The 20,809-nt window shown below is 65.8% G+C and carries 17 protein-coding genes; 11 read left to right on the top strand and 6 right to left on the bottom strand.

Annotated elements, in window-relative coordinates; genetic code table 11:
- Positions 1-219, bottom strand: coding sequence for a hypothetical protein (locus tag FJV43_RS36365; protein WP_061881722.1), 219 nt, complete (start codon positions 217-219; stop codon positions 1-3).
- A 220-nt stretch (positions 220-439) separates the two neighbouring features.
- On the opposite strand from FJV43_RS36365, the gene glmS reads away from it, so the two are divergent.
- From glmS to panE, 4 genes are all read left to right on the top strand, one after another.
- Positions 440-2,266, top strand: coding sequence for a glutamine--fructose-6-phosphate transaminase (isomerizing) (gene glmS, locus FJV43_RS36360; RefSeq protein ID WP_239623683.1), 1,827 nt, complete (start codon positions 440-442; stop codon positions 2,264-2,266).
- 89 nt (positions 2,267-2,355) lie between these two features.
- Positions 2,356-3,126 (top strand): DUF502 domain-containing protein, encoded by a 771-nt coding sequence (locus FJV43_RS36355; protein ID WP_239623682.1) that lies wholly within the window; start codon positions 2,356-2,358, stop codon positions 3,124-3,126.
- A gap of 114 nt (positions 3,127-3,240) precedes the next feature.
- Positions 3,241-4,101 (top strand): NAD(P)-dependent oxidoreductase, encoded by an 861-nt coding sequence (locus FJV43_RS36350; protein WP_239629775.1) that lies wholly within the window; start codon positions 3,241-3,243, stop codon positions 4,099-4,101.
- A 202-nt stretch (positions 4,102-4,303) separates the two neighbouring features.
- Positions 4,304-5,233 carry a 2-dehydropantoate 2-reductase gene (panE, locus tag FJV43_RS36345; protein WP_239623681.1) on the top strand — a complete coding sequence of 310 codons (930 nt, stop codon included), beginning with the start codon at positions 4,304-4,306 and terminating at the stop codon, positions 5,231-5,233.
- Here panE and recG read toward each other — a convergent pair.
- Positions 5,230-7,338 (bottom strand): ATP-dependent DNA helicase RecG, encoded by a 2,109-nt coding sequence (gene recG / locus FJV43_RS36340; RefSeq protein WP_239623680.1) that lies wholly within the window; start codon positions 7,336-7,338, stop codon positions 5,230-5,232. The genes panE and recG overlap by 4 nt on opposite strands.
- Before the next feature lie 215 nt (positions 7,339-7,553).
- On the opposite strand from recG, the gene FJV43_RS36335 reads away from it, so the two are divergent.
- The 5 genes from FJV43_RS36335 (at position 7,554) to FJV43_RS36315 (ending at position 13,592) form a co-directional block, all read left to right on the top strand.
- Positions 7,554-7,844: a succinate dehydrogenase assembly factor 2 gene (locus FJV43_RS36335; protein ID WP_239623679.1), complete on the top strand. Its 291-nt coding sequence runs from the start codon at positions 7,554-7,556 to the stop codon at positions 7,842-7,844.
- Complete coding sequence (gene mfd, locus FJV43_RS36330; RefSeq protein ID WP_239623678.1) at positions 7,841-11,359, top strand: transcription-repair coupling factor; 3,519 nt, start codon at positions 7,841-7,843, stop codon at positions 11,357-11,359. The genes FJV43_RS36335 and mfd overlap by 4 nt, the downstream gene beginning before the upstream one ends.
- Positions 11,360-11,597: 238 nt before the next feature.
- Positions 11,598-11,807 carry a cold-shock protein gene (locus FJV43_RS36325; protein ID WP_028178759.1) on the top strand — a complete coding sequence of 70 codons (210 nt, stop codon included), beginning with the start codon at positions 11,598-11,600 and terminating at the stop codon, positions 11,805-11,807.
- 145 nt (positions 11,808-11,952) lie between these two features.
- The gene (locus FJV43_RS36320) at positions 11,953-13,119 is read left to right on the top strand and encodes an acyl-CoA desaturase (RefSeq protein ID WP_239623677.1); all 1,167 of its coding nucleotides are present in this window, start codon (positions 11,953-11,955) and stop codon (positions 13,117-13,119) included.
- A gap of 230 nt (positions 13,120-13,349) precedes the next feature.
- A complete protein-coding gene (locus FJV43_RS36315; RefSeq protein WP_239623676.1) occupies positions 13,350-13,592 on the top strand; it encodes a hypothetical protein in 243 nt (80 codons plus the stop codon).
- Between the two features lie 12 nt (positions 13,593-13,604).
- On the opposite strand, the gene FJV43_RS36310 is transcribed toward FJV43_RS36315, so the two are convergent.
- The 3 genes from FJV43_RS36310 to FJV43_RS36300 form a co-directional block, all read right to left on the bottom strand.
- Positions 13,605-14,828 (bottom strand): GGDEF domain-containing protein, encoded by a 1,224-nt coding sequence (locus FJV43_RS36310; protein ID WP_239623675.1) that lies wholly within the window; start codon positions 14,826-14,828, stop codon positions 13,605-13,607.
- Positions 14,829-14,913: 85 nt separating this feature from the next.
- Complete coding sequence (locus tag FJV43_RS36305) at positions 14,914-16,416, bottom strand: class I adenylate-forming enzyme family protein (RefSeq protein WP_239623674.1); 1,503 nt, start codon at positions 16,414-16,416, stop codon at positions 14,914-14,916.
- A 4-nt stretch (positions 16,417-16,420) separates the two neighbouring features.
- Positions 16,421-18,265: an extracellular solute-binding protein gene (locus tag FJV43_RS36300; RefSeq protein ID WP_239629773.1), complete on the bottom strand. Its 1,845-nt coding sequence runs from the start codon at positions 18,263-18,265 to the stop codon at positions 16,421-16,423.
- A gap of 259 nt (positions 18,266-18,524) precedes the next feature.
- On the opposite strand from FJV43_RS36300, the gene FJV43_RS36295 reads away from it, so the two are divergent.
- Positions 18,525-19,343: an invasion associated locus B family protein gene (locus FJV43_RS36295; RefSeq protein ID WP_239623673.1), complete on the top strand. Its 819-nt coding sequence runs from the start codon at positions 18,525-18,527 to the stop codon at positions 19,341-19,343.
- A 72-nt stretch (positions 19,344-19,415) separates the two neighbouring features.
- On the opposite strand, the gene hspQ is transcribed toward FJV43_RS36295, so the two are convergent.
- Positions 19,416-19,748: a heat shock protein HspQ gene (hspQ, locus tag FJV43_RS36290; RefSeq protein ID WP_061881708.1), complete on the bottom strand. Its 333-nt coding sequence runs from the start codon at positions 19,746-19,748 to the stop codon at positions 19,416-19,418.
- A gap of 106 nt (positions 19,749-19,854) precedes the next feature.
- On the opposite strand from hspQ, the gene FJV43_RS36285 reads away from it, so the two are divergent.
- On the top strand, positions 19,855-20,808 hold the full coding sequence (locus FJV43_RS36285) for an AEC family transporter (RefSeq protein ID WP_239623672.1): 954 nt from the start codon (positions 19,855-19,857) through the stop codon (positions 20,806-20,808).
- Position 20,809 lies beyond the last annotated feature (1 nt).

Genomic DNA, 20,809 nt, shown 5'->3' with positions numbered 1-20,809 from the left:
CTATTCGTCGTCGGCGAATTCGGAGAAGATGGCGCGGGTCAGGCGCCAGCCGCGCGGCTTGGCGCGCTTCACCGGCTCGCCTTCGGCATGCTTGACGAAGACGGGCTTGCTTTCCTTGCCGCGCATGGGCGGCGGCCAATGCGCAAGGCGAGTGCCCGTGGTCTCGCTGGCGCGGACGGACATCGATGACAGGCCTTTGCGGTCGGACGAGCCCTTCATGATCTTGGATCTCCTGGATGGAAATCGTTGGCTAAACCAGTTGACAACAAGTTAATGCGCGCGGTTTAACGCCGGCCAATTCGACGCAGGCGAAGTGCAGGGCGCCCGGTCCTGTCTCAATCGGCAATAATTATTGAGTATCTGGTTCGTCGGGAATTTCGCTAAAAACTGAGCGCGTCGTTTAGGCGATTTTTCGACGATTTGGGGGATAGTGATCCGCATGTGCGGAATTGTCGGCATTCTCGGGCGCGAGCCGGTTGCAGAGCAATTGGTGGATTCGCTCAAACGTCTTGAATATCGCGGCTATGATTCCGCGGGCGTCGCCACGCTCGAAGGCAAGCACCTGGAGCGCCGCCGCGCCGAGGGCAAGCTCAAGAACCTGGAGAAGCGGCTCGAAGCCGAGCCTCTGAAGGGCACCACCGGGATCGGCCACACGCGCTGGGCCACCCACGGCAAGCCAACCGTCAACAATGCCCATCCGCACGCGACCGAGCGCGTCGCAGTCGTTCACAACGGCATCATCGAGAATTTCCGCGAGCTGCGCGAGGAGCTCGAGAAGAACGGCACGGTGTTCCACACCGAGACCGACACCGAGATCGTGCTGCATCTCGTCGACGATTTGCTCGCACGCGGCAACAAGCCGGTCGAAGCCGTCAAGCTGACGCTGGCGCGGCTGCGCGGCGCCTTCGCGCTCGGTTTCATCTTCGCCGGCGACAACGACCTCATGATCGGGGCCCGCAACGGACCGCCGCTGGCGATCGGCTACGGCGACGGCGAGATGTATCTCGGCTCCGACGCCATCGCGCTCGGCCCGTTCACCGACACGATCAGCTATCTCGAAGACGGCGACTGGGTGGTGCTGACCCGCAAGAGCGCGACGATCTTCGACAAGGACGGCTATACCGTCCAGCGCGACAAGATCAGGCACGCCGCCTCGACCTCGCTGGTCGACAAGGCCAATTACCGCCACTTCATGGCAAAGGAGATCCACGAGCAGCCGGAAGTGGTCGGCCACACGCTGGCGCGCTACGTTGACATGGCGACCGAGCGCGTCGCGCTGCCGGTCAAGCTCCCGTTCGACTTCAAGACCATCCAGCGCATCAACATCACGGCGTGCGGCACCGCGAGCTATGCCGGCTTCGTCGCGAAGTACTGGTTCGAGCGCTTTGCGCGCGTGCCGGTCGAGGTCGATGTCGCCTCCGAATTCCGCTACCGCGAGGCGCCCTTGCGCAAGGGCGATCTCGCCATCTTCATCTCGCAGTCCGGCGAGACCGCCGACACCTTGGCCGCGCTGCGCTATGCCAAGGCGCAAGGCGTGCACACGGTCGCCGTCGTCAACGTGCCGACCTCCACGATCGCGCGCGAGAGCGAGACCGTGCTGCAAACTCTGGCGGGACCGGAGATCGGCGTCGCGTCGACCAAGGCTTTCACCTGCCAGCTCATGGTGCTGGCAAACCTTGCGATCGCGGCCGGCAAGGCGAGAGGCGAATTGTCCGACGCGGACGAGACCAAGCTGGTCCATGGCCTCGTCGAGGTCCCGCGCCTGATGGCAGACGCGCTCACCATCGAGCCCCAGATCGAAAAGCTCGCGCACCGGATCGCCAAGTCGCGCGACGTACTCTATCTCGGCCGCGGCACCAGCTTCCCGCTGGCGCTCGAAGGCGCGCTGAAGTTGAAGGAGATCTCCTACATCCACGCCGAAGGCTATGCCGCCGGCGAGCTCAAGCACGGGCCGATCGCGCTGATCGACGAGACCATGCCGGTCGTCGTCATCGCGCCCCACGACCGGGTGTTCGAAAAGACCGTCTCCAACATGCAGGAGGTCGCCGCGCGCGGCGGCAACATCATCCTGATGACCGACGCCAAGGGCGCCGCGGAGGCGACCGTCGAGTCCCTCGTCACCATCGTCATGCCCGACATGGCGGCGGCTTTCACGCCGATGGTCTACGCCGTCCCCGTGCAGCTGCTCGCCTATCACACGGCTGTCGTCATGGGCACCGACGTCGACCAGCCGCGCAACCTCGCCAAATCGGTGACCGTGGAATAGGCAAAACGGACATCGGTCGGTCGCTTCGTGGTCTTCCAAAACCTGCTAGAAGACCCTAGCTTGTTTCTAGCGACCGACCTGGAACCCGAATGACCCCCCGCGACGACGCGCCTGCGCCTCTTGATCCCGTCCCGGAACCTCATACCGGCCTGATGGGCCGCTTCCGCAATTATTTCCTGACCGGGCTCGTGGTGACCGGGCCGATCGCGATCACGCTGTATCTGGTCTGGTGGTTCGTCACCTGGGTCGACGGCGTGGTGCGGCCCTTCGTGCCGCTGGCCTACCGGCCCGAAACCTATCTGCCTTACGTCATTCCCGGCTGGGGACTGGTCGTCGCATTCTTCACGCTGACGCTGGTCGGCTTCCTGGCGGCCAATCTGATCGGCCGGACGCTGGTCGATGTCGGTGAGACCTTGCTCGGCCGGATCCCGGCGGTGCGCGCCATCTATCGCGGCCTGAAGCAGGTGTTCGAGACGCTGTTCTCGGGCAAGGGCTCGAGCTTCCGCAAAGTCGGCCTCGTCGAGTTTCCCTCGCCGGGCATGTGGTCGATCGTGCTGATCTCGCAATCGCCGAACGAGGACATCGCGCGCAGTCTGCCGGGTCAGGAGGAGCACGTCTCGGTGTTCCTGCCGTGCTCGCCGAACCCGACCACCGGCTTCTTCTTCTATGTCCCGAAGAGCAAGATCATCGAGGTCGATCTCACCGCCGAGGATGCCGCGACGCTGATCATGTCGGCCGGCGTGGTGCAGCCGGGCTCGGCCCCAGATCCGAAGAAGGCGGCGGCGCTTGCCGGCGTGGCGAATGCCGCGCGTATCGCCAATGCCTCCAAGCTCCAGCCCGAACCTGCGAAGGCGGAGTAGGGCCATTCCCCCGCGGGATGGCCGCGTTCACGCAGGCGTTCTCGTCCTCTGCTATTCTCTGGTTGAACCCGAGCCCACCGCCCGGAATTCGATCTGGAGTGCAAGATGCCCGAAATGACGTCAAAGACCATTGCGATCCTCGCCCCCGGTGCCATGGGCAGCGCCGTGGCCCGCCGTCTCAGCGAGAACGGAGCGCGCGTGCTGACGTCGCTGAAGGGACGGAGCGAGGCGACCTTGAAGCGGGCCATGGACGCCGGCATGGTCGGCGCCGAGGACGAGGCGATCGCTGAGGCCGACATCATCCTCTCGATCGTGCCGCCGGGCGAAGCTGTCGCGCTGGCCGAACGCCTAGCGTCGTTGATCGCCCGGCGCGCAAAGAAGCCTGTTGTCGTCGATTGCAACGCGGTCAATGTCGATACGGTGCAAAGGATCGAGGAGATCATCGGCTCGGCGCAGGCGCCGTTCGTCGACGCCGGCATCATCGGATTTCCGCCGCAGCCCGGCGGCAAGAGCCCGGCCTTCTACATGTCCGGCGAGCACGCCCAGGAGGTCGCGGTGCTGAAGGACCTCGGCCTCGACGTGCGGATCGTCGCAGGCCCGGTCGGCGCGGCGTCGGCGCTGAAGATGTCTTATGCCGGCATCGTCAAGGGCCTCGCCGGGATCGGCTCGGCCATGGTGATCGCGGCAACGAAGGCGGGCGCGGCCGATGCGCTGCGCGACGAGCTTGCGCTGAGCCAGCCGGCTATTTTGGCGCGGCTCGAAGTCGCGCTGCCTGACATGATTCCGAAAGCGTATCGGTGGGTTGCGGAGATGCGGGAGATTTCCGGATTCCTCGGGCCCGATCATCCCGCCAGCCAGATCTACGAGGGCTTTGCGCGCTGGTTCGAACATCTCGCGGAGGATACGAAAAGCGAGGCGGTGGATGCGGAGCTGATGAAGGCATTTGCCGCGGGGAACGCGCGGAAGAAGACCTGATGTGCCCACGTACGCCCCCGCAAGGTTTGCGGTTGCGGTGTGCGGGTCTCTATCTACCCGTCATTGCGAGCGCAGCGAATCAATCCAGAATCTTTCCGCGGAGGGACTCTGGATTGCTTCGCTGCGCTCGCAATGACGGGGAGGAGACGGTGCGGAGCACACCTGCTATTGTATTTGCGGTTCTTCTGAGACGGGAGTTCGAATGAGAGTGCTGGTGATCGGCGCTGGCGCGCTCGGCGGCTATTATGGAGCTTGCCTGGTTCGAGCAGGCCGCGACGTGACCTTCCTGGTGCGCGGGACGCGGGCGGAGCAATTGCGCCGAGACGGACTAAGTGTCGTGAGCCCGCACGGCGACTTCGTGGTGCAGCCGAAGATCCTTCTGGCCGGCGATCTCACGGAGGCCTTCGACGTCGTGCTCGTCGGCGTGAAGGCCTACTCGCTCGACGACGCGATGAGCCAGTTTGCGCCCGCCGTCGGCCCCCACACGATGACTTTGCCGATCCTGAACGGGTTGAAGCACATCGACGCTCTCACCGCCAGGTTCGGCGCGAGCTGCGTCCTCGGCGGACTTGCGAATGTCAGTGCCGGGCTCGATGCAGATGGCCGTGTCGTTCAGTTCATGGCCAATCAGACGATCGTCTTCGGCGAGATCGAGGGGGCACTGAGCGAACGCGCGCTCGCACTGGAGACGCTGCTCCAGGTCCCCGGCATCGACGTGCGCGCCAGTGAAGCCATCATGCAGGACATGTGGGAGAAATTCGTCCAGCTCTCGACGCTCGCCGGCATCACCTGCCTGATGCGCGCGAGCATCGGCGACATCCTGGCCGTGCCCGACGGTGAGCAGTCGATTTTCCGCCTGTTTGCGGAATGCTGCGCCGTCGCGACGGCTTCAGGCTTTGAGCCACGCGCGCCGTTCATCGAGTTTGACCGAAAATTGTTCACCACCCTGGATTCGCCGCTCAAGGCCTCGATGCTGCGCGACATCGAGCGCGGCTCGGTCACCGAGTCCGAGCACATCCTGGGCGACATGGCCCATCGCGCCCGTGCGCTCGGCATCGACACGCCGGTGCTGGATCTGGCGCGGGCGCATGTGGCGGCTTACGAAGTCGGGCGGCGAAGGGCGGCAGGCTAACCCGCCCCGATCAGCGGAATCGCTTCGTCTCGTTCATAGAGGTACAACAGGCACCGCAGCGCCTCGCCGCGCTCGCCCTTCAGCTTCGGATCGTCCTTCAGGATCCGCAGCGCCTCGTCACGGGCCTGGGTGATGAGCTGGCCGTGAACGTCCGAACGCGCGATGCGGTAGCCGGGCAGGCCGCTCTGGCGTACGCCGAGCACGTCGCCTTCGCCGCGCAGCTTCAGGTCTTCCTCGGCGATACGGAAGCCGTCGGTGGTCTCGCGGATCACCTTCAGCCGCGCCTTCGACATCTCGCCGAGCGGCTCACCATAGAGCAATATGCAGGTCGAGGCTTCCGAGCCGCGGCCAATGCGCCCGCGCAGCTGGTGCAGCTGGGCAAGGCCAAAGCGCTCGGCGTTCTCGATTACCATGATGGTTGCGGCCGGCACGTCGACGCCGACCTCGACCACGGTGGTCGCGACAAGAAGTCCGATCTCGTGGGCGGCGAACTGGCCCATGACGCGATCCTTCTCGGTGCCCTTCATCTGGCCGTGAACGAGGCCGACACGCTCGCCGAAACGTTTTTGCAGGCTCTCGAAACGCTTGGTCGCGTTGGTCAGGTGCTCGGTGCCCTCGGCTTCGGATTCCTCGACCAGGGGGCAGATCCAGTAGACCAGCTTGCCGGTTTCGAGCGCGCGGCCGACACCGTCCATCACTTCACCGAGCCGGCTCATGGCGACGGCGCGGGTGTCGATCGGCTGGCGGCCGGCGGGCTTTTCGCGCAGCTCGGAGATGTCCATGTCGCCGAAATAGGTCAGCACCAGCGTGCGCGGGATCGGCGTTGCGCTCAGCACCAGCACGTCGACGGCTTCGCCCTTGGACGTCAGCGCCAGCCGTTCGCGCACGCCAAAGCGGTGCTGCTCGTCGACGACGGCGAGCGCGAGATCATGGAAGATCACATCGTCCTGGATCAGCGCATGGGTGCCGACGAGAAGGTCGATCTCGCCTGCGGCGAGCCGGGCGATGATCTCGCGCCGTTCCTTGCCTTTTTCCCGGCCGGTGAGGATGGCGACGCGCATGCCGGCGCGCTCGGCGAGCGGGGCGATGGTCTTGATGTGCTGACGCGCCAGAATTTCCGTCGGCGCCATCAGCGCGGCCTGCTTGCCGACCTCGGCGACGGCGGCGGCTGCGAGCAGCGCTACGACCGTTTTGCCCGAGCCAACGTCGCCCTGGAGCAGCCGCAGCATGCGCACCGGCTGCTTCAGATCGTCGGCGATTGCCGCGGCAGCGTTGCGCTGGGATGGCGTGAGCGCGTAGGGAAGGGCGTCGATGATCTTGTTGCGCAGCTGTCCGTCGCCGGCATTGCGCACGCCGGCGGGGCGGCGCAACTGCGCGCGGATCAGCGCCAGCGCGAGCTGGCCGGCCAGCAGCTCGTCGAAGGCGAGGCGCGACCAGAACGGCTGGTCCGGCAATATGTCGGTCAGCTCGACCGGCTGGTGCACGCGATTGAGCGCTTCCGCGATCGGCGGGAAATGGCAGCGTCGCAGCACCTCGGGGCTGATCCATTCCGGCAAGGCGGGTAGCTTCTGCAGCGCCTGCGCAATCGCGCGGCGGAGCGAGCCGAGCGCGAGGCCCTCGGTCAGAGGATAGACCGGGTCGATGCCCGACAGTTTCGAGATCGCCTCCTCGTCCAGCACGCGGTCCGGATGCACGATCTGCGGGATGCCGTCGTACATCTGGAGCGTGCCGGAGACGTAACGCTTCTCGCCGACCGGCAGCAGTTTTTCGACATAGCCCGGCTTGGCGCGGAAGAACGTGAGCACGACATCGCCGGTGTCGTCGCTGGCGTAGACGAGATACGGCGCGCGCGCATTGCGCGGCGGGGGCGGGCGGTGGCGATCGACGGTGACCTCCAGCGTCACCATGGTTCCGACGGCCGCATCGCGGATCTTCGGCCGGGCCCGGCGGTCGACGACCTGGCTCGGCAGATGCAGCAGCAGGTCGACCAGCCGCGGCGTGTCGCTGCGGCTGAGCAGGTACTGCAACAGCTTGTCCTGCTTCGGACCGACGCCGGGCAGGCTGGTCACGGGAGCAAACAGCGGATTGAGCAGGCTGGGGCGCATCAGTGGAATCTAAGATTGTTCCTGGCCGTCATGCCCGGCTTTATGCCGGGCATCCACGTCTTTTTTGCAGCCCCACGCGGATGGCCGGACGAGCCCGGCCATGACGGACGGGATGAGCGACTTGTCGCAACAAAGGGCTGACACGGGCGGCTCGAATGGCTATATCACCCCGGCCCGGCACGTCCGGGCTTTCTGCGTTTGACTGGATTTGAGACATGACGGGAACGACACGATCGAGCAGCGGGCTGGACGACCGCCGCAAGCGGCTTCTGTTCCGCTGCTGGCACCGCGGCACGCGCGAGATGGACCTGATCCTCGGCCGCTTCGCGGATGCCGAGATCGGCAATCTGTCCGACGCCGAGCTCGGCGAGCTCGAGCGCCTGCTCGAGGTCAACGATCCCGATCTCTATGCCGCCATCACCGGCGACAAGGTGCTGCCGGCCGAGGTCACCGGCGCGCTGTTTGCGCGCATCAAGGCGTTTCCGGTCGCGGACGGCAACGTATGAAGCAGGGGATGAAATCGCCGGCCGAGCTGCTGACGCCCGGCCGCGCGCTGACGCTTGCCAACGTCGCCGAGGGCGCGGAAGGCCTCGTCGTCTCCGATCTCGCCCGTGCGATCGCGGCGCGGCCGAAGAAGCCGGCCGTGAGCCTCGCCGTGGTCTGCCGCGATGGCGGGCGCATGCAGCAGCTCGAGCGGGCGCTGCGCTTCTTCGCGCCCGATCTTCCGGTGCTGACCTTTCCGGCCTGGGACTGCCAGCCCTATGACCGCGTCTCGCCGCATGGCGGCATTCTCGCGCAGCGCCTGACCACGCTGGCGCGGCTGGCTTCGCTGACCGGCAGCGACAAGCCGCTGATCGTGCTGACGACCGTGAACGCCGTGGTGCAGCGCGTGCCCGGGCGCGAGCTGGTTGCGGCGCAGGCGCTGTCGGTCGCCCCCGGCAATGTCGTGCCGATGGACACCATCGTCGCCTGGCTCGAGCACAACGGCTACAACCGCTCCTCGACCGTGCGCGAGCCCGGCGAATACGCCGTGCGCGGCGGCATCCTCGACCTGTTTCCGGCCGGCCTCGACCAGCCCGTGCGGTTCGACTTCTTCGGCGACAGCCTGGAATCGATCCGCTCGTTCGATGCCGAGACCCAGCGCACACTGCTCGACATGCGCTCGCTCGATCTCGTGCCGGTGTCCGAGTTCCAGCTCGTGACCGATACCATCCGTCGTTTCCGCATGGGCTATGTCGCCGAGTTCGGCGCGCCCGAGCGCGACGATGCGTTGTACGAGGCCGTCAGCGAAGGCCGTCGCCATCCCGGCATGGAGCACTGGCTGCCGCTGTTCCAGGACCGGATGGACACGCTGTTCGATTATCTGCAAGGCGCGGCCGTTGCGATCGAGCCGCAGGCCGAGGACGCCGTGCGCGAACGCTTCAAGCAGATCCTCGACTATTACGAGGCCCGGCGCGAGGCGATGGAGCATCCCGGCGGCGGCGCGATCTACAAGCCGCTGCCGCCCGATCGGCTCTATCTGACCGACGAGGAATGGGGCAAGCGCCTCGGCGACATCCCGCTGGCGCGGCTGACGCCGTTCTCCGTGCCGACTGACGGCACTGGAGTCGTCGATGCCGGCGCGCGCAAGGGCCGCGACTTCGCGCCGGAGCGTAACGACACCGCCGTCAACGTGTTCGAATCCGTCGTCGCGCACGTGATGGCCTTGCAAGCCCAGCGCAAGAAGGTCGTGATCGCGCTGTGGACCGAAGGCTCGCGCGACCGCATGACTTCGATGCTGCGCGATCACAAGCTGACCCACACCACCAGCGTCAACAGCTGGCGCACGGTGCAGGCGACGCCGCGCAACGAGACCATGCTCGCCGTGCTCGGCCTCGAAAGCGGTTTCGAGACCGACGAGATCGCGCTCATCAGCGAGCAGGATATCCTCGGCGACCGCCTGGTGCGACCGCGCAAGGCGAGCCGCAAGCTCGACAATTTCATCTCGGAGGTGACGAGCCTCAATGCCGGCGACATCGTCGTGCATGTCGATCACGGCATCGGCCGCTTCATTGGCCTGCAGACGCTCGACGTCGCCGGCGCGCCGCATGACTGCCTCGAGCTGCATTACGCCGCCGAGACCAAGCTGTTTCTCCCCGTCGAGAACATCGAGCTGCTGTCGCGCTACGGCTCCGACCAGACCGACGTCGAGCTGGACCGTCTCGGCGGCTCGGGCTGGCAGACCCGCAAGGCGAAGCTGAAGAACCGCATCCGCGAGATCGCGGGCGAGCTGATCAAGATCGCCGCCGAGCGCATGCTGCACGAGGCGCCGAAATTGCCGGTGCAGCAGGGCCTCTATGACGAGTTCTGCGCGCGCTTCCCCTATGACGAGACCGAGGACCAGCTCGGTGCCATCGAATCCACGCTGAAGGATCTCGAAAAGGGGCGGCCCATGGACCGGCTGATCTGCGGCGACGTCGGCTTCGGCAAGACGGAAGTCGCGCTGCGCGCCGCCTTCGCGGTCGCGCTCGACGGCAAGCAGGTTGCGGTGGTGGTGCCGACCACGCTGCTCGCGCGCCAGCACCACCGGACGTTCAGCGAGCGGTTCAAGGGATTCCCGGTCAACGTGGCCCAGGCCTCGCGCCTGATCCCCACAAAACAGCTCAACGAGGTCAAGAAGGGGCTCGCGGACGGCTCCGTCGACATCGTCGTCGGCACCCATGCGCTGCTCGGCAAGGCGATCAAATTCCGCGACCTCGGCCTGCTCATCGTCGACGAGGAGCAGCATTTCGGGGTCAGCCACAAGGAGCGGCTGAAGGCGCTGCGCGCCGAGGTCCATGTGCTGACGCTGTCGGCGACGCCGATCCCGCGCACGCTGCAGCTGGCGCTGACCGGCGTGCGCGAACTCTCGATCATCGCTTCGCCCCCGGTCGATCGCCTGGCGGTCCGCACCTTCGTCGCCCCGCATGATCCCTTGATGATCCGCGAGGCGCTGCTCCGCGAGCGCTATCGCGGCGGCCAGGCTTTCTACGTCGTGCCGCGCATCGATGACCTCGCCGAGGTCAAGGACTTCCTCGACAAGAACGTGCCGGAGATGAAGGTTGCGGTCGCGCACGGCCAGATGCCGCCCGCCGTGATCGAGGACATCATGACCGCGTTCTACGACGGCAAGTTCGACATCCTGCTGTCGACCACGATCGTCGAGTCCGGCCTCGACATCCCCAACGCCAACACGCTGATCGTGCATCGCGCCGACATGTTCGGCCTCGCCCAGCTCTATCAGCTGCGCGGCCGCGTCGGCCGCTCCAAGCTGCGGGCCTATGCGCTGTTCACGCTGCCGGCGCAGCAGAAGATCACGGCGCAGGCCGAGCGCCGGCTCACCGTGCTGCAATCGCTGGAGACGCTGGGCGCGGGCTTCCAGCTCGCTTCCCACGACCTCGACATCCGCGGCGCCGGCAATCTCCTGGGCGAGGAGCAGTCCGGCCACATCAAGGAGGTCGGCTTCGAGCTCTATCAATCGATGCTGGAGGAGGCGATCGTCAACCTCAAGGCCGGCGTCTCCGAGCCCGCTGCCGACCGCTGGTCGCCACAGATCACCATCGGCATGCCCGTGCTGATTCCGGACGACTATGTCAGCGATCTCTCGGTGCGGCTGTCGCTGTACCGGCGCCTTGCCGATCTCGACACCGAGGAGGAGATCGAGAACTTTGGCGCCGAGATGCGCGATCGCTTCGGCGTGCTGCCGGACGAGGTCCGCTATCTCTTCAAGGTCGCCGCGATCAAGGCGTTCTGCCGCAGGGCCAATGTCGAGAAGATCGACGCAGGTCCCAAGGGCGCCGTGATCGTCTTCCGCGACAATTCCTTCGCCTATCCCGACCGCCTCGTGACCTTCATCCGCAGCCACGGCCAGGCCGCCAAGGTGCGGCCCGACATGAAGGTTGTGTTCCTGCAGGACTGGGAAACCCCGGAAGAGCGCCTCGCCGGCACGACGGAGATCATGCGGCAGCTGGCGCAGCTCGCCGAGAGCAAGAAGGCGGCGTAAGCGGCTATGTTCAGCCAAGTACGGCGCAGCGCACCGCACTTGGGCCCGAAGGGGCGACATATCGTCACTTGCGGAATGACCAATTAATAGCCATGTTCGAATCTTCGAGTTTCGGCCGAACGACTTGGCCTCGCCGGCATTTGCGCGCCTGACTGATGACCCTCCCTCCAGATCTCGAATTCGCTGACCGCACCTCTGTGCGGCTCTAAAGACTTATCTATCTCAAAGGACGCTCCCCATGACGACGGGAACTGTGAAGTGGTTCAACAGCCAAAAGGGTTTCGGCTTCATTCAGCCGGACCAGGGAGGCCAGGATGTTTTCGTTCATATCAGCGCGGTTGAACGTGCCGGCATGAGTTCCCTCAACGAGGGTCAGAAGGTTTCCTTCGACGTCGTTGCAGACCGCCGCACCGGCAAGTCTGCTGCGGACAATCTGCGCGCCGCATAAGCTGCCGCAGCCGGCGCCTGTCGCTTTGACCATGGATGTATTGGCAGAGCTTCAGGTCTTGCGACCCGCGACTGGTTTACCGGCCGCGGTTTTTTTTGCACTGCATGCGCGGTGGTCCGCCCACCGCAACAGCTGAGGTTCGAGCGTGTCTGCGAATATCGAGTCAGATGAGGAACATGACGACGTCATGTATCCGCAGGTTCTGCCGTTCTTGTTGATCCACATCGGATGTGTCGCGGCGATCTGGTCGGGTGTTTCGTGGCAGGCTGCCGGGCTTTGCTTCGCGCTGTATTGGCTGCGCATGTTTGCGATCACGGCCGGATATCACCGGTACTTCTCGCATCGGGCCTACGCGACAAGCCGGGTGTTCCAGTTCGTCCTTGCCTTCCTTGCCCAGAGCAGCGCCCAGAAGAGCGTGCTGTGGTGGGCCGCCAAGCACCGCCATCATCACCTTCACTCGGACACCGCGCAGGATGTGCATTCGCCCCGGCACAAGGGCTTCCTCTACAGCCATGTCGGCTGGATCTTCTACCGTCGGCACGATGCGACCGACCTCGTCAAAGTGGCTGATCTCGCGTCGTATCCCGAACTGATGTGGCTGCACAGGCTGGAGCTACTGCCGGCAGTTGTGCTGGCGGGTCTGTGCTTTATCCTTGCCGGCTGGTCCGGACTCGTGGTCGGCTTCCTGTGGAGCACCGTGCTGCTGTATCACGCCACGTTCTGCATCAACTCGCTGGCGCATGTTCACGGACGCAAGCGGTATGTGACCGGTGACGACTCCCGCAACAACTGGCTGCTGGCCCTGCTGACGATGGGTGAGGGGTGGCACAACAACCATCACGCCTATCAGGCCAGCGCCCGACAGGGATTCTACTGGTATGAGATCGATCTGACCTATTACGTCCTGGTGGTCCTGTCCTGGTTCGGAATCGTCCGGGACCTGAAGATGCCTCCCGCTCAGGTTCTGCGCAATCAGCAGCGGTTGGGATCACGCGTGGTCAGGCAGGCGGCAGAACAGCTCGCCGCCCGTTTCGATTCCGAGCGCATCGCGCTCGCGATCCGGACGTCGATCCATGAGACCGAATTGTCGGTCCGTGATGCTCTCGCTCTGTTGCAGCAGCGTGCCGGCGAGCGTCTGTCCAGTATGCCGACGCGCGACCAGCTGCTGGCTGAAGCGCAGCGCATGTTCGTCAAGACCATATCGCTGGACGACATTGTCGACCGTGCCTACGAGCTCTTGAACGATTCCGTCGGCTTACTCCTGGCGGCTCCCGCTCTGTCGACCCAGGCGAAAGCGGAGGGTGGCGTTTAGCCCGGGCGATACCCATATAGGGGTATGACACATTGGCAGAAGTCCAGTCCGCGACAAGCACCCAGATCCAAGGCCGAACTCCGCGAGATGCTGACCGAAGCGGTCCGCAACACGCGCCCCGTCCTTGACCGAAACCAGGCGAAGGCGCCGACGAGCGCCGAAGGCCCGTCTGTTTCCAATCAGGCGTTCAAGGTCCTTCCGGCGGTTCGCTGACCGGGAGCAGGTGCTGCATGCGCAAGTTTCCCGATCCTACCGAACAGGAGCTGAGCGAGGGACCGCAAGCCGTGGCCTTCCAAATCGCGAATGGGAATATGCGGCAGAACTGCATCCTGCAGACGAACTTGCCGACCAAGGTGCAGGCGCAGCGATATCTTCTCGCGAACTGGCCGGTCGTCGAGAAGATGGCCCGCGACGCTCTCGCGCTGGGAAAGGTCGAGAACGGCGAGATCAGGCTCGCGATTCCGTCGACGTAATCGCATCGCGCTTCAGGATGCCGCCCGCGACGCATCCGCCGATAGTCGCGCCAGCAGCGACCGCGCCGTATCCGACGGGGACAGCGAATCCACGCTGACCACGGGATCGCTGCGCATCTCGTGCTTGCCATTGGAGGTGTGCCGCATCACCGCCGACAGGCGGCGGGCGATCATGTGCGCCGTGCGGAAGTCGGTCTCCGCGAACACGACGATCACTGAACCGTCCTTCTGCGCCGCGCCGAAATCCATCTGCCGCATCAGGCGGCTGAGGATCCGCGCGGCATCGAGCTGAGCACGGGAATTGCCGGGATCGAAAGCGAAGCGCGCGACCGAAAGACCTCCGCCGCGGGCGAGCGCCTGCTCGACCGCCTTGGCAAAATCACGGGCAAAGGCCTCGACCGTGAGCAGGCCGCTGCGCGGATCGAGCCAGCCGCCCGCATCGATCGAGCGCAGCGTGCGGCTCAGCTGCGCTTCCATCGCGTGCTGGCGGATCAAGGGCAGCGCATTGGCGGCGACCTTCGCAGGCTCGCCGGCAATCAGTTCGAGATTGGGTAGATCATAAGTCTGCGTCAGCTGATGCGCGGTGAGGACCACCGGCAGGCTGCGGAAGCGGGTGTCCTCCGCGAGCACCGTGAGGAAGGCATCGGTCACCCTCGGGGTGAAACCTTCGGCGAGCACGACGCCGTCGAGGTCGCGGGTGTTGAGGTGCTTGGCGGCGGCCTCGATCGAGAGCGCGCCGACCACGCCGAAGCGCTCACCAAGCGCGACGGAGAGCGCGGGATAGGCTGCGCCGCGACCGATCAGGAGCACGGTGGCATCGCGTGCGGGATCGCCCTCCGGCAGCGCGAGCTTCGCTTCCGGCAGCCGGCGCAGAACCGTTGCATGCAGTGTGCGCACGCGTAGCGCGGCACGGAGCCGCGCGATCAGGCGCTCGGGATTGCCGCCGTGCGAGGAGAAGGGCAGCGCGTTGTGCGGCAGCCTGCCCGCCGCATCCAGGGTCACGAAAGGAACGTAAGGCGATTGGTCGGCGATCTTCTTTGCGAGCGCCGTCACAGGCGGCTCGTATTCGGCATGCATCGCAGCGAGAACCGCGGCCGGCTGCACCTGGTCGACCGCGCGCGCCGCGCTGGCCCAATCGGTATCGACGACGGGAAAGAGCCGGGCCTCGTCCAGCGCTGCCACGAAGGCGGGGCGCTGGGCATCGGACACAAACAGGATCGGGCCCGCCTGGGACATCGACAAACTCTGATCACGCGACAGATGCCGCGCAGCCTAGTTCGGCCGCCTTAATGCAGCGTCAACGGAACGGGCAAAACAATGCCTAGACCGACCCGGAGCGGTCGCGAAAGGCCTCGACCATCAGGGGGTTAAGCCCGAGCTCGCTGAGCGCCTCGCGGGCGCGGGCATTGTCCTGGGCGCGTCCGGCCAGCCGGTGACCCGAGAGGCGGTCGGGCAGCGCCGTGAGCAGGGCGCCCTGGCCGAGCCGGCGCGCCCATTCCTGGAGATCGTTGGAGAGGAAGCGATAGCCGCCGACGGCCATGATTCCCGAAGGCGGTGCAGTGATGCAGATCGCGCCGCTCGGTCGATCGAGCCGCGCGGCGTAGCCGGTGTCGACATAGTCGCGCGGCGGCTGCGCGGTCAGCGTCTCGCCGACCGGCTGCGGCGGGGCGTAGGCCGCGATCGGCACCATCGCGCCGCGCAGGCCGAGCGTGCCCTTCGGCGTCAGCAGAATTTCGCCGGCAATGGAGGAGCCCGACTGCTCGCGCGGGGCGCCGTGCGGCCCGGGCATGACCGGCACCGGCATGCCGTCCTCGCCGCGGCGGGTGCCGAACAGTCCGGCCTCGCCGAACAGATAGACGTCGGTCAGCGGCGCATGCGGCGCGATCCAGGCATCGCTCGCCGCGACCTGCTCGGGCGCGCGCCACAGGCCGATGACGTTGCGCACGGTCGGCAGCCGTGCCGCGAGGTCGGCATCACCGAGCCGCAGCGCGAGCTGCGCCGGCGCAATCAGCACCTCGCATTCGTGCTCGTTGATCTGCTGCTCCAGCACCTCGTTCTCGAAGGGGTGATGCAGCGCCAGCGTACCGCCCGAGAGCAGCCATACCGCGAGCGAGGAGGCGAGGCCCGCGAACGACATCGGGGCGAACGCCGCCATCACGGTCGCTCCCTGCCGGATGTCGGCTTCCAGCGACATGGCGAGCCCCCCGGCGATCAGGCTGAAATGCGGCCGCGGCACCGGACGAAAGCCTTCGGCGGTGACGTCGAAGGAGATCATCGCCGCCTTGCGGCCGTCCTGGATCACGGCGCGCGTCAGGCCGGGCGGGCGGGCAAGGACGTCACCGAGCGACGCCATGCCTTCGGGCAGGTCGCCTCCGAAGCCGCAGACGTGACGGATGGAGAAGGCTTCGGCGGCCGCATGCATCGCGAGGTCGGCATAGCTGACGCCGTCGACCGTGCTCATGGTGACGATGGCGCGCGCCGCGGTACGGTTGAGCGCGGCGGTCAGTTCCGCATGCCGCCAGAGCAGCGGCAGCACCGCGACGACGAGGCCGGCGCGATGGGCCGCCAGCACGGTGAGCACGAACTCGACGGTAGCAGGCAGCTGGATCGCGATGACGGAATTGGCCGGCAGGCCCGATTCGACGAAATGCGCCGACAGCGCCTCGATGGCCGTGTCAGCCTCGGCATAGGTCATCCGCCGCGGCAGGTGCCCGGTCACGCGCGCCTTGTTGAGGGGATCGAGCAGAGCGAGCGCGTGCGGCTGCCGCATCAGCGTGCGCTGAAACAGCGTGTCGAGCGTCGGCGATATTGCTGGCTGGTTCACGGCGTCACTTTGCCTGATGAGCTTGCGGCTGCCCCTTCGCCCACCAAGTCTCCGGCAAATAGCCCGAGAGCGAAATGGCCTTGGGCCGTTCTATCCGATTCCAGCGCGCGATCCATTGCTCCGATACGTTAAACAGCGGGATTGTGTAGAAGCCCGCGATCAGAGCGCGGTCGAGCGCCCGCACCGCCGGGACGAAATCCGTATGTTCACGGGCCTCCAGCAGGGCGGCGATCATGGCATCCACCGCGGGATCCCTGGCGCCCATGTAATTGCGCGTGCCGGGATTGTCCGCGGCAACACTGCCCCAATAGAAATATTGCTCGTTGCCGGGCGAGAGCGACTGGTCCCAGCGGTTCTGGATCATGTCGAACTCGTAAGCGAGCCGGCGCTGGTCGAACTGCACGGGATCGACCGAGCGAACGGTCGGCTCGATGCCGGCGCGCTTGAGGTCGCGCTGGAAGGCGAGCGCGATGCGCTCCTGGTCGCGGGTCGTGACCATGATCTCGAAGGTGAGAGGCGCCTTGGTCGCGCGATTGCGCAGCACGGTGCCGTCGAGATCATAGCCGGCGTCCGACAACAGCTTCAGCGCGGCGCGCAGCGTCGTGCGGTCGCGGCCCGATCCGTCGGTGACCGGCAGGCGATAACTGCCATCCATGACGTCGGGCGGAATTCGTGCGGCGAACGGCTTGAGCAGCTCGCGTTCGCGTGCATCCGCCGGGCGGCCATAGGCCGACAGGTCCGAGCCGGCGAAATAGCCGGCAGCGCGCGAATAGAGCCCGAAGAAGTAATTGCGGTTGACCAGCTCGAAATCGAACAGCAGCGTCAGGGCCTGGCGCACCCGGATGTCGGCGAAGATCGGACGGCGGGTGTTGAACACCAGGAATTCGGAAGGCTGCGGCACGCCGGGCTTGGCGGTGTCGCGGATCACTTCGCCGCTCCGTGCGGCCGGAAAATCGTAGCCGTCGTGCCAGCGCAGCGGCTCGTGCTCGATGCGAAAATCGTAGAGCCCGCGCTTGAAGGCTTCGAACTGGCCGTTGGCCTCGCGAAAATAATCGAGCCGGATCTCGTCGAAATTGTAGAGCCCGCGATTGACGGGCAGGTCGCGGCCCCAATAGTCGGGATTGCGGGCGAGCGTCACGCTGGCTCCGGGCTTCACGGCCGCGACCCGATAAGGGCCCGAGCCGACCGGCGCCGTCAGCGTCGTCTCCTCGAAGGCCGCGACGTCGACTGCGTGCTTCGGCAGGACCGGCATCAGGCCGAGAATCAACGGCAGCTCGCGGTCGTTGGCGCCCGCGAGATCGAAGCGGACGGTGAGGGGATCGGGCGCCGCGGCCTTGGCAACTTTGGCGTAGTACTGCCGGAGGTTGGGGCGGCCGTGGTCGCGCAGCAGCTGCCAGGAGAACAGCACGTCCTCGGCCGCTACCGGCTTGCCGTCGGAGAAGCGGGCGCGCGGATCGAGGCGGAAGGTGACGAAGCTCCGCTCGTCGTCGGTTTCGACCGTCCTGGCGAGCAGGCCATAGAGCGTGAACGGCTCGTCATTGCCGCGTGCGAGCAGGCTCTCGACCACGTAGCTCCGCATCTGCTGCACGGCCAATCCTCTCACGATGAAGGGATTGAGGCTGTCGAACGTTCCGAGAATACCCCAGGTCAAGCGGCCGCCCTTGGGGGCGTCGGCGTTGGCGTAGGGCATGTGGGTGAAGTCGGCCGGCATCGCCGGCTTGCCGTGCATGGCGATGGCATGAGCCTCCTCGGCCCGGGCGCCGCCTGCCGGAAGTCCGGTGACCACAGCGAGGGCGAGGACGCAGAGGCGGACGCCGAAGCCTTCGAGAAGGCGCTGGAACATGAACATCGGCACACGGTGATTCGACGACCGGCGGGCCTGAATCCTATCACAGGGAATTTGGTGGGGCGTTGGCGCCAAGCCGGCCAAAGGCGGTTGTCGGCATTGATCTTTTCGTCGGCCACGTTAAAAGGCGGGCAATCGCGCAAGAGCGTCGAGCCCGTCACCTATCCGCCTCAATTGACGGGGAGAGAGCCGCGCCCAAGGCGGCCAGGTTCGGCGCTTCGGAGCGGTTCGGGCACTTCCCGTTCAGAAAGGGTTTTCCGCAATGAATTTCCGTTACTTGGCCGCGTCCGTCCGGCCGCGCGGGCGACTTCTCGCCCTGTTGACGGCGACGGCGTTGGCCATTCCGTTTGCCGCCGAGGCCCAGACCCCTGCGCCAGCCCCGGGCGCACCCAAGGCGACTCCGGCCCCGAAAGCGGCTCCCAAGGCTGCCCCCAAGGCTCCGGCACCGGCAGCGTCTCCGCAGGCCCAGCAGGCTCCCGCCCAGGGCGCTCCCGGGCAGCAGGGCGCGGCCCAGCCCGCTGACCAGCAGATCCAGCTGATCTACGCCCCCTGGACCAAGTTCTGCCTCAAGGGCCAGGATGCCAACGCCAAGCAAGTCTGCTTCACCGGCAAGGACGGCCGCATCGAGTCGGGACAGCCGGTCATCGCGGCCGTCATCATCGAGCCGGAAGGCGAGCCCAAGAAGATCCTGCGCGTGACGCTGCCGCTCGGCATGCAGCTCGTGCACGGCACCCGCATCATCGTGGACAACAACCCACCGCTGCAGCAGCCCTATGTGATCTGCTTCCAGAACGGCTGCATGTCGGATTACGAGGCCACGCCCGAGCTCATCAACAACATGAAGAAGGGTCAGAATCTCGTTGTCCAGGCGATCAATGCCAACGGCGCGCCGCTGACCCTGCCGCTGCCGCTCGCCGGCGAATTCCAGAAGGCCTATGACGGTCCGCCGACCGATCCGAAGGTGTTCGAGGAAACCCAGAAGAAGCTTCAGGAAGAGCTTCAGAAGAAGGCCGACGAGCAGCGCAAGAAGCTCGAGCAGCAGGGCGGCGCCCCTGGCGCGGCTCCGACCGGCCAGAAGTAGTCAGGCCAGATTCCGATATGAAAAAGGCGCTCGTTTCGAGCGCCTTTTTTGCTGGCCGCCAACCGGCGACGATCAGTTCAGTGATGAGTTGCGGGGGCGATAGCCGCCGGCCTTGTCCTTGATGAAGATCTCGGCGACCTGGGAATGCCGGACCGGCTCGCCGGAATCGTCCGGCAACAGGTTCTGCTCCGAGACATAGGCGACGTATTCCGATTCCGCGTTCTCCGCGAGCAGGTGATAGAACGGCTGATCCTTGTTGGGCCGCACCTCCTCGGGGATCGACAGCCACCACTCCTCGGTGTTGTTGAATTCCGGATCGATGTCGAAGATCACCCCCCGGAACGAGAAGATCCGGTGGCGAACGACCTGTCCGATCTGGAATTTCGCGGTCCGCGCTTTAATCATTCCCCGTCGATAGACCAGGATTGTGGCCGATGCTAGTGCCCTCGTCTGGAATTAACCCTCGTTTCCGGGGCGGATAGCCCCCAAGCCTTCAGAAAACACTTCATCAATGGTCGATATCCTCAATCTGGCGCTGCCTTATTTTGGCTTGATCTTCGTCGGCTTCGCCTGCGGCAAGGTCAAATCCCTCCCGGAATCGGGCCTCGCCTGGATGAACTTCTTCCTGCTCTACGTGTCGCTGCCGGCGCTGCTGTTCGCGATCATGTCGAAGACGCCGTTTTCGGAATTGAATAACCCGCCATTCCTGGTCGCGACCACGCTGTCGACGGTTGCCGCGTTCACGCTGGCGCTGGTCGTCGGCAAGGTCTTGGGCCGGCTGACGCTGCGCGAGGCGACGCTCGCAGGTCTCTCCGGTGGCTACGGCAATATCGGCTACATGGGGCCGGGTCTGGCGCTCGCGGTGCTCGGGCCGAAGGCGTCGGCGCCGACCGCGCTGATCTTCTGCTGCGACAGCATCTTCCTGTTCACGGTCGTGCCGCTCTTGATCGAGCTCTCCGACCGCGACCATCCCTCGCTCGTGCACGCCTTCGGCGTCGTGCTGAAGCAGATCGTGCTCAACCCGCTGATCATGTCGGCGTGCTTCGGCGCGGCTGTGGCTGCGCTGCATATCGAGCTGCCGGTCGCGCTCGACCGCACCATCACCTTCCTCCAGAACGCAGCCGCTCCGACCGCGCTGTTCGTGCTCGGTGTGACCGTGGCGCTGCGCCCGTTCGATCGGGTGCCGTGGGAAGTGCCGGGCGTGATCGCGGTCAAGCTCCTGATTCATCCGCTCGCAGCGTTCGGCCTGATGCTGGCGTTCGGTCCGTTCGCGCAGCCCTGGGCGGCCACCGCCGTGCTGATGGCCTCGCTGCCGCCGGCGCTGAACGTGTTCGTGATCGCCCGGCAGAACGATGCCTGGATCGAATCCGCCTCCGTGGCAGTGCTGCTCGGCACCTTCGCCTCGGTGGTCACGCTGACCAGCGTGATGTGGGCGATCCAGAGCGGGCGGCTGGCGTTTCCGTGAG

The sequence above is a fragment of the Bradyrhizobium sp. I71 genome (assembly GCF_022354745.1).
GTDB lineage: Bacteria > Pseudomonadota > Alphaproteobacteria > Rhizobiales > Xanthobacteraceae > Bradyrhizobium > Bradyrhizobium liaoningense.
Note: the sequence above shows the minus strand (reverse complement) of the source record. Positions and strands in the feature narration are given on the sequence as shown.

Excerpts from the sequence above, each read along its gene's own strand:
- FJV43_RS36355 (WP_239623682.1), top strand. The coding sequence starts at position 2,356 with ATGACCCCCCGCGACGACGCGCCTGCGCCTCTTGATCCCGTCCCGGAA.
- FJV43_RS36285 (WP_239623672.1), top strand. The coding sequence starts at position 19,855 with ATGGTCGATATCCTCAATCTGGCGCTGCCTTATTTTGGCTTGATCTTC.
- hspQ (WP_061881708.1), bottom strand. The coding sequence starts at position 19,748 with ATGATTAAAGCGCGGACCGCGAAATTCCAGATCGGACAGGTCGTTCGC.
- FJV43_RS36300 (WP_239629773.1), bottom strand. The coding sequence starts at position 18,265 with ATGTTCATGTTCCAGCGCCTTCTCGAAGGCTTCGGCGTCCGCCTCTGC.
- mfd (WP_239623678.1), top strand. The coding sequence starts at position 7,841 with ATGAAGCAGGGGATGAAATCGCCGGCCGAGCTGCTGACGCCCGGCCGC.
- FJV43_RS36315 (WP_239623676.1), top strand. The coding sequence starts at position 13,350 with ATGCGCAAGTTTCCCGATCCTACCGAACAGGAGCTGAGCGAGGGACCG.
- glmS (WP_239623683.1), top strand. The coding sequence starts at position 440 with ATGTGCGGAATTGTCGGCATTCTCGGGCGCGAGCCGGTTGCAGAGCAA.
- FJV43_RS36325 (WP_028178759.1), top strand. The coding sequence starts at position 11,598 with ATGACGACGGGAACTGTGAAGTGGTTCAACAGCCAAAAGGGTTTCGGC.
- panE (WP_239623681.1), top strand. The coding sequence starts at position 4,304 with ATGAGAGTGCTGGTGATCGGCGCTGGCGCGCTCGGCGGCTATTATGGA.
- FJV43_RS36365 (WP_061881722.1), bottom strand. The coding sequence starts at position 219 with ATGAAGGGCTCGTCCGACCGCAAAGGCCTGTCATCGATGTCCGTCCGC.
- FJV43_RS36350 (WP_239629775.1), top strand. The coding sequence starts at position 3,241 with ATGACGTCAAAGACCATTGCGATCCTCGCCCCCGGTGCCATGGGCAGC.
- FJV43_RS36335 (WP_239623679.1), top strand. The coding sequence starts at position 7,554 with ATGACGGGAACGACACGATCGAGCAGCGGGCTGGACGACCGCCGCAAG.
- recG (WP_239623680.1), bottom strand. The coding sequence starts at position 7,338 with ATGCGCCCCAGCCTGCTCAATCCGCTGTTTGCTCCCGTGACCAGCCTG.
- FJV43_RS36295 (WP_239623673.1), top strand. The coding sequence starts at position 18,525 with ATGAATTTCCGTTACTTGGCCGCGTCCGTCCGGCCGCGCGGGCGACTT.
- FJV43_RS36310 (WP_239623675.1), bottom strand. The coding sequence starts at position 14,828 with ATGTCCCAGGCGGGCCCGATCCTGTTTGTGTCCGATGCCCAGCGCCCC.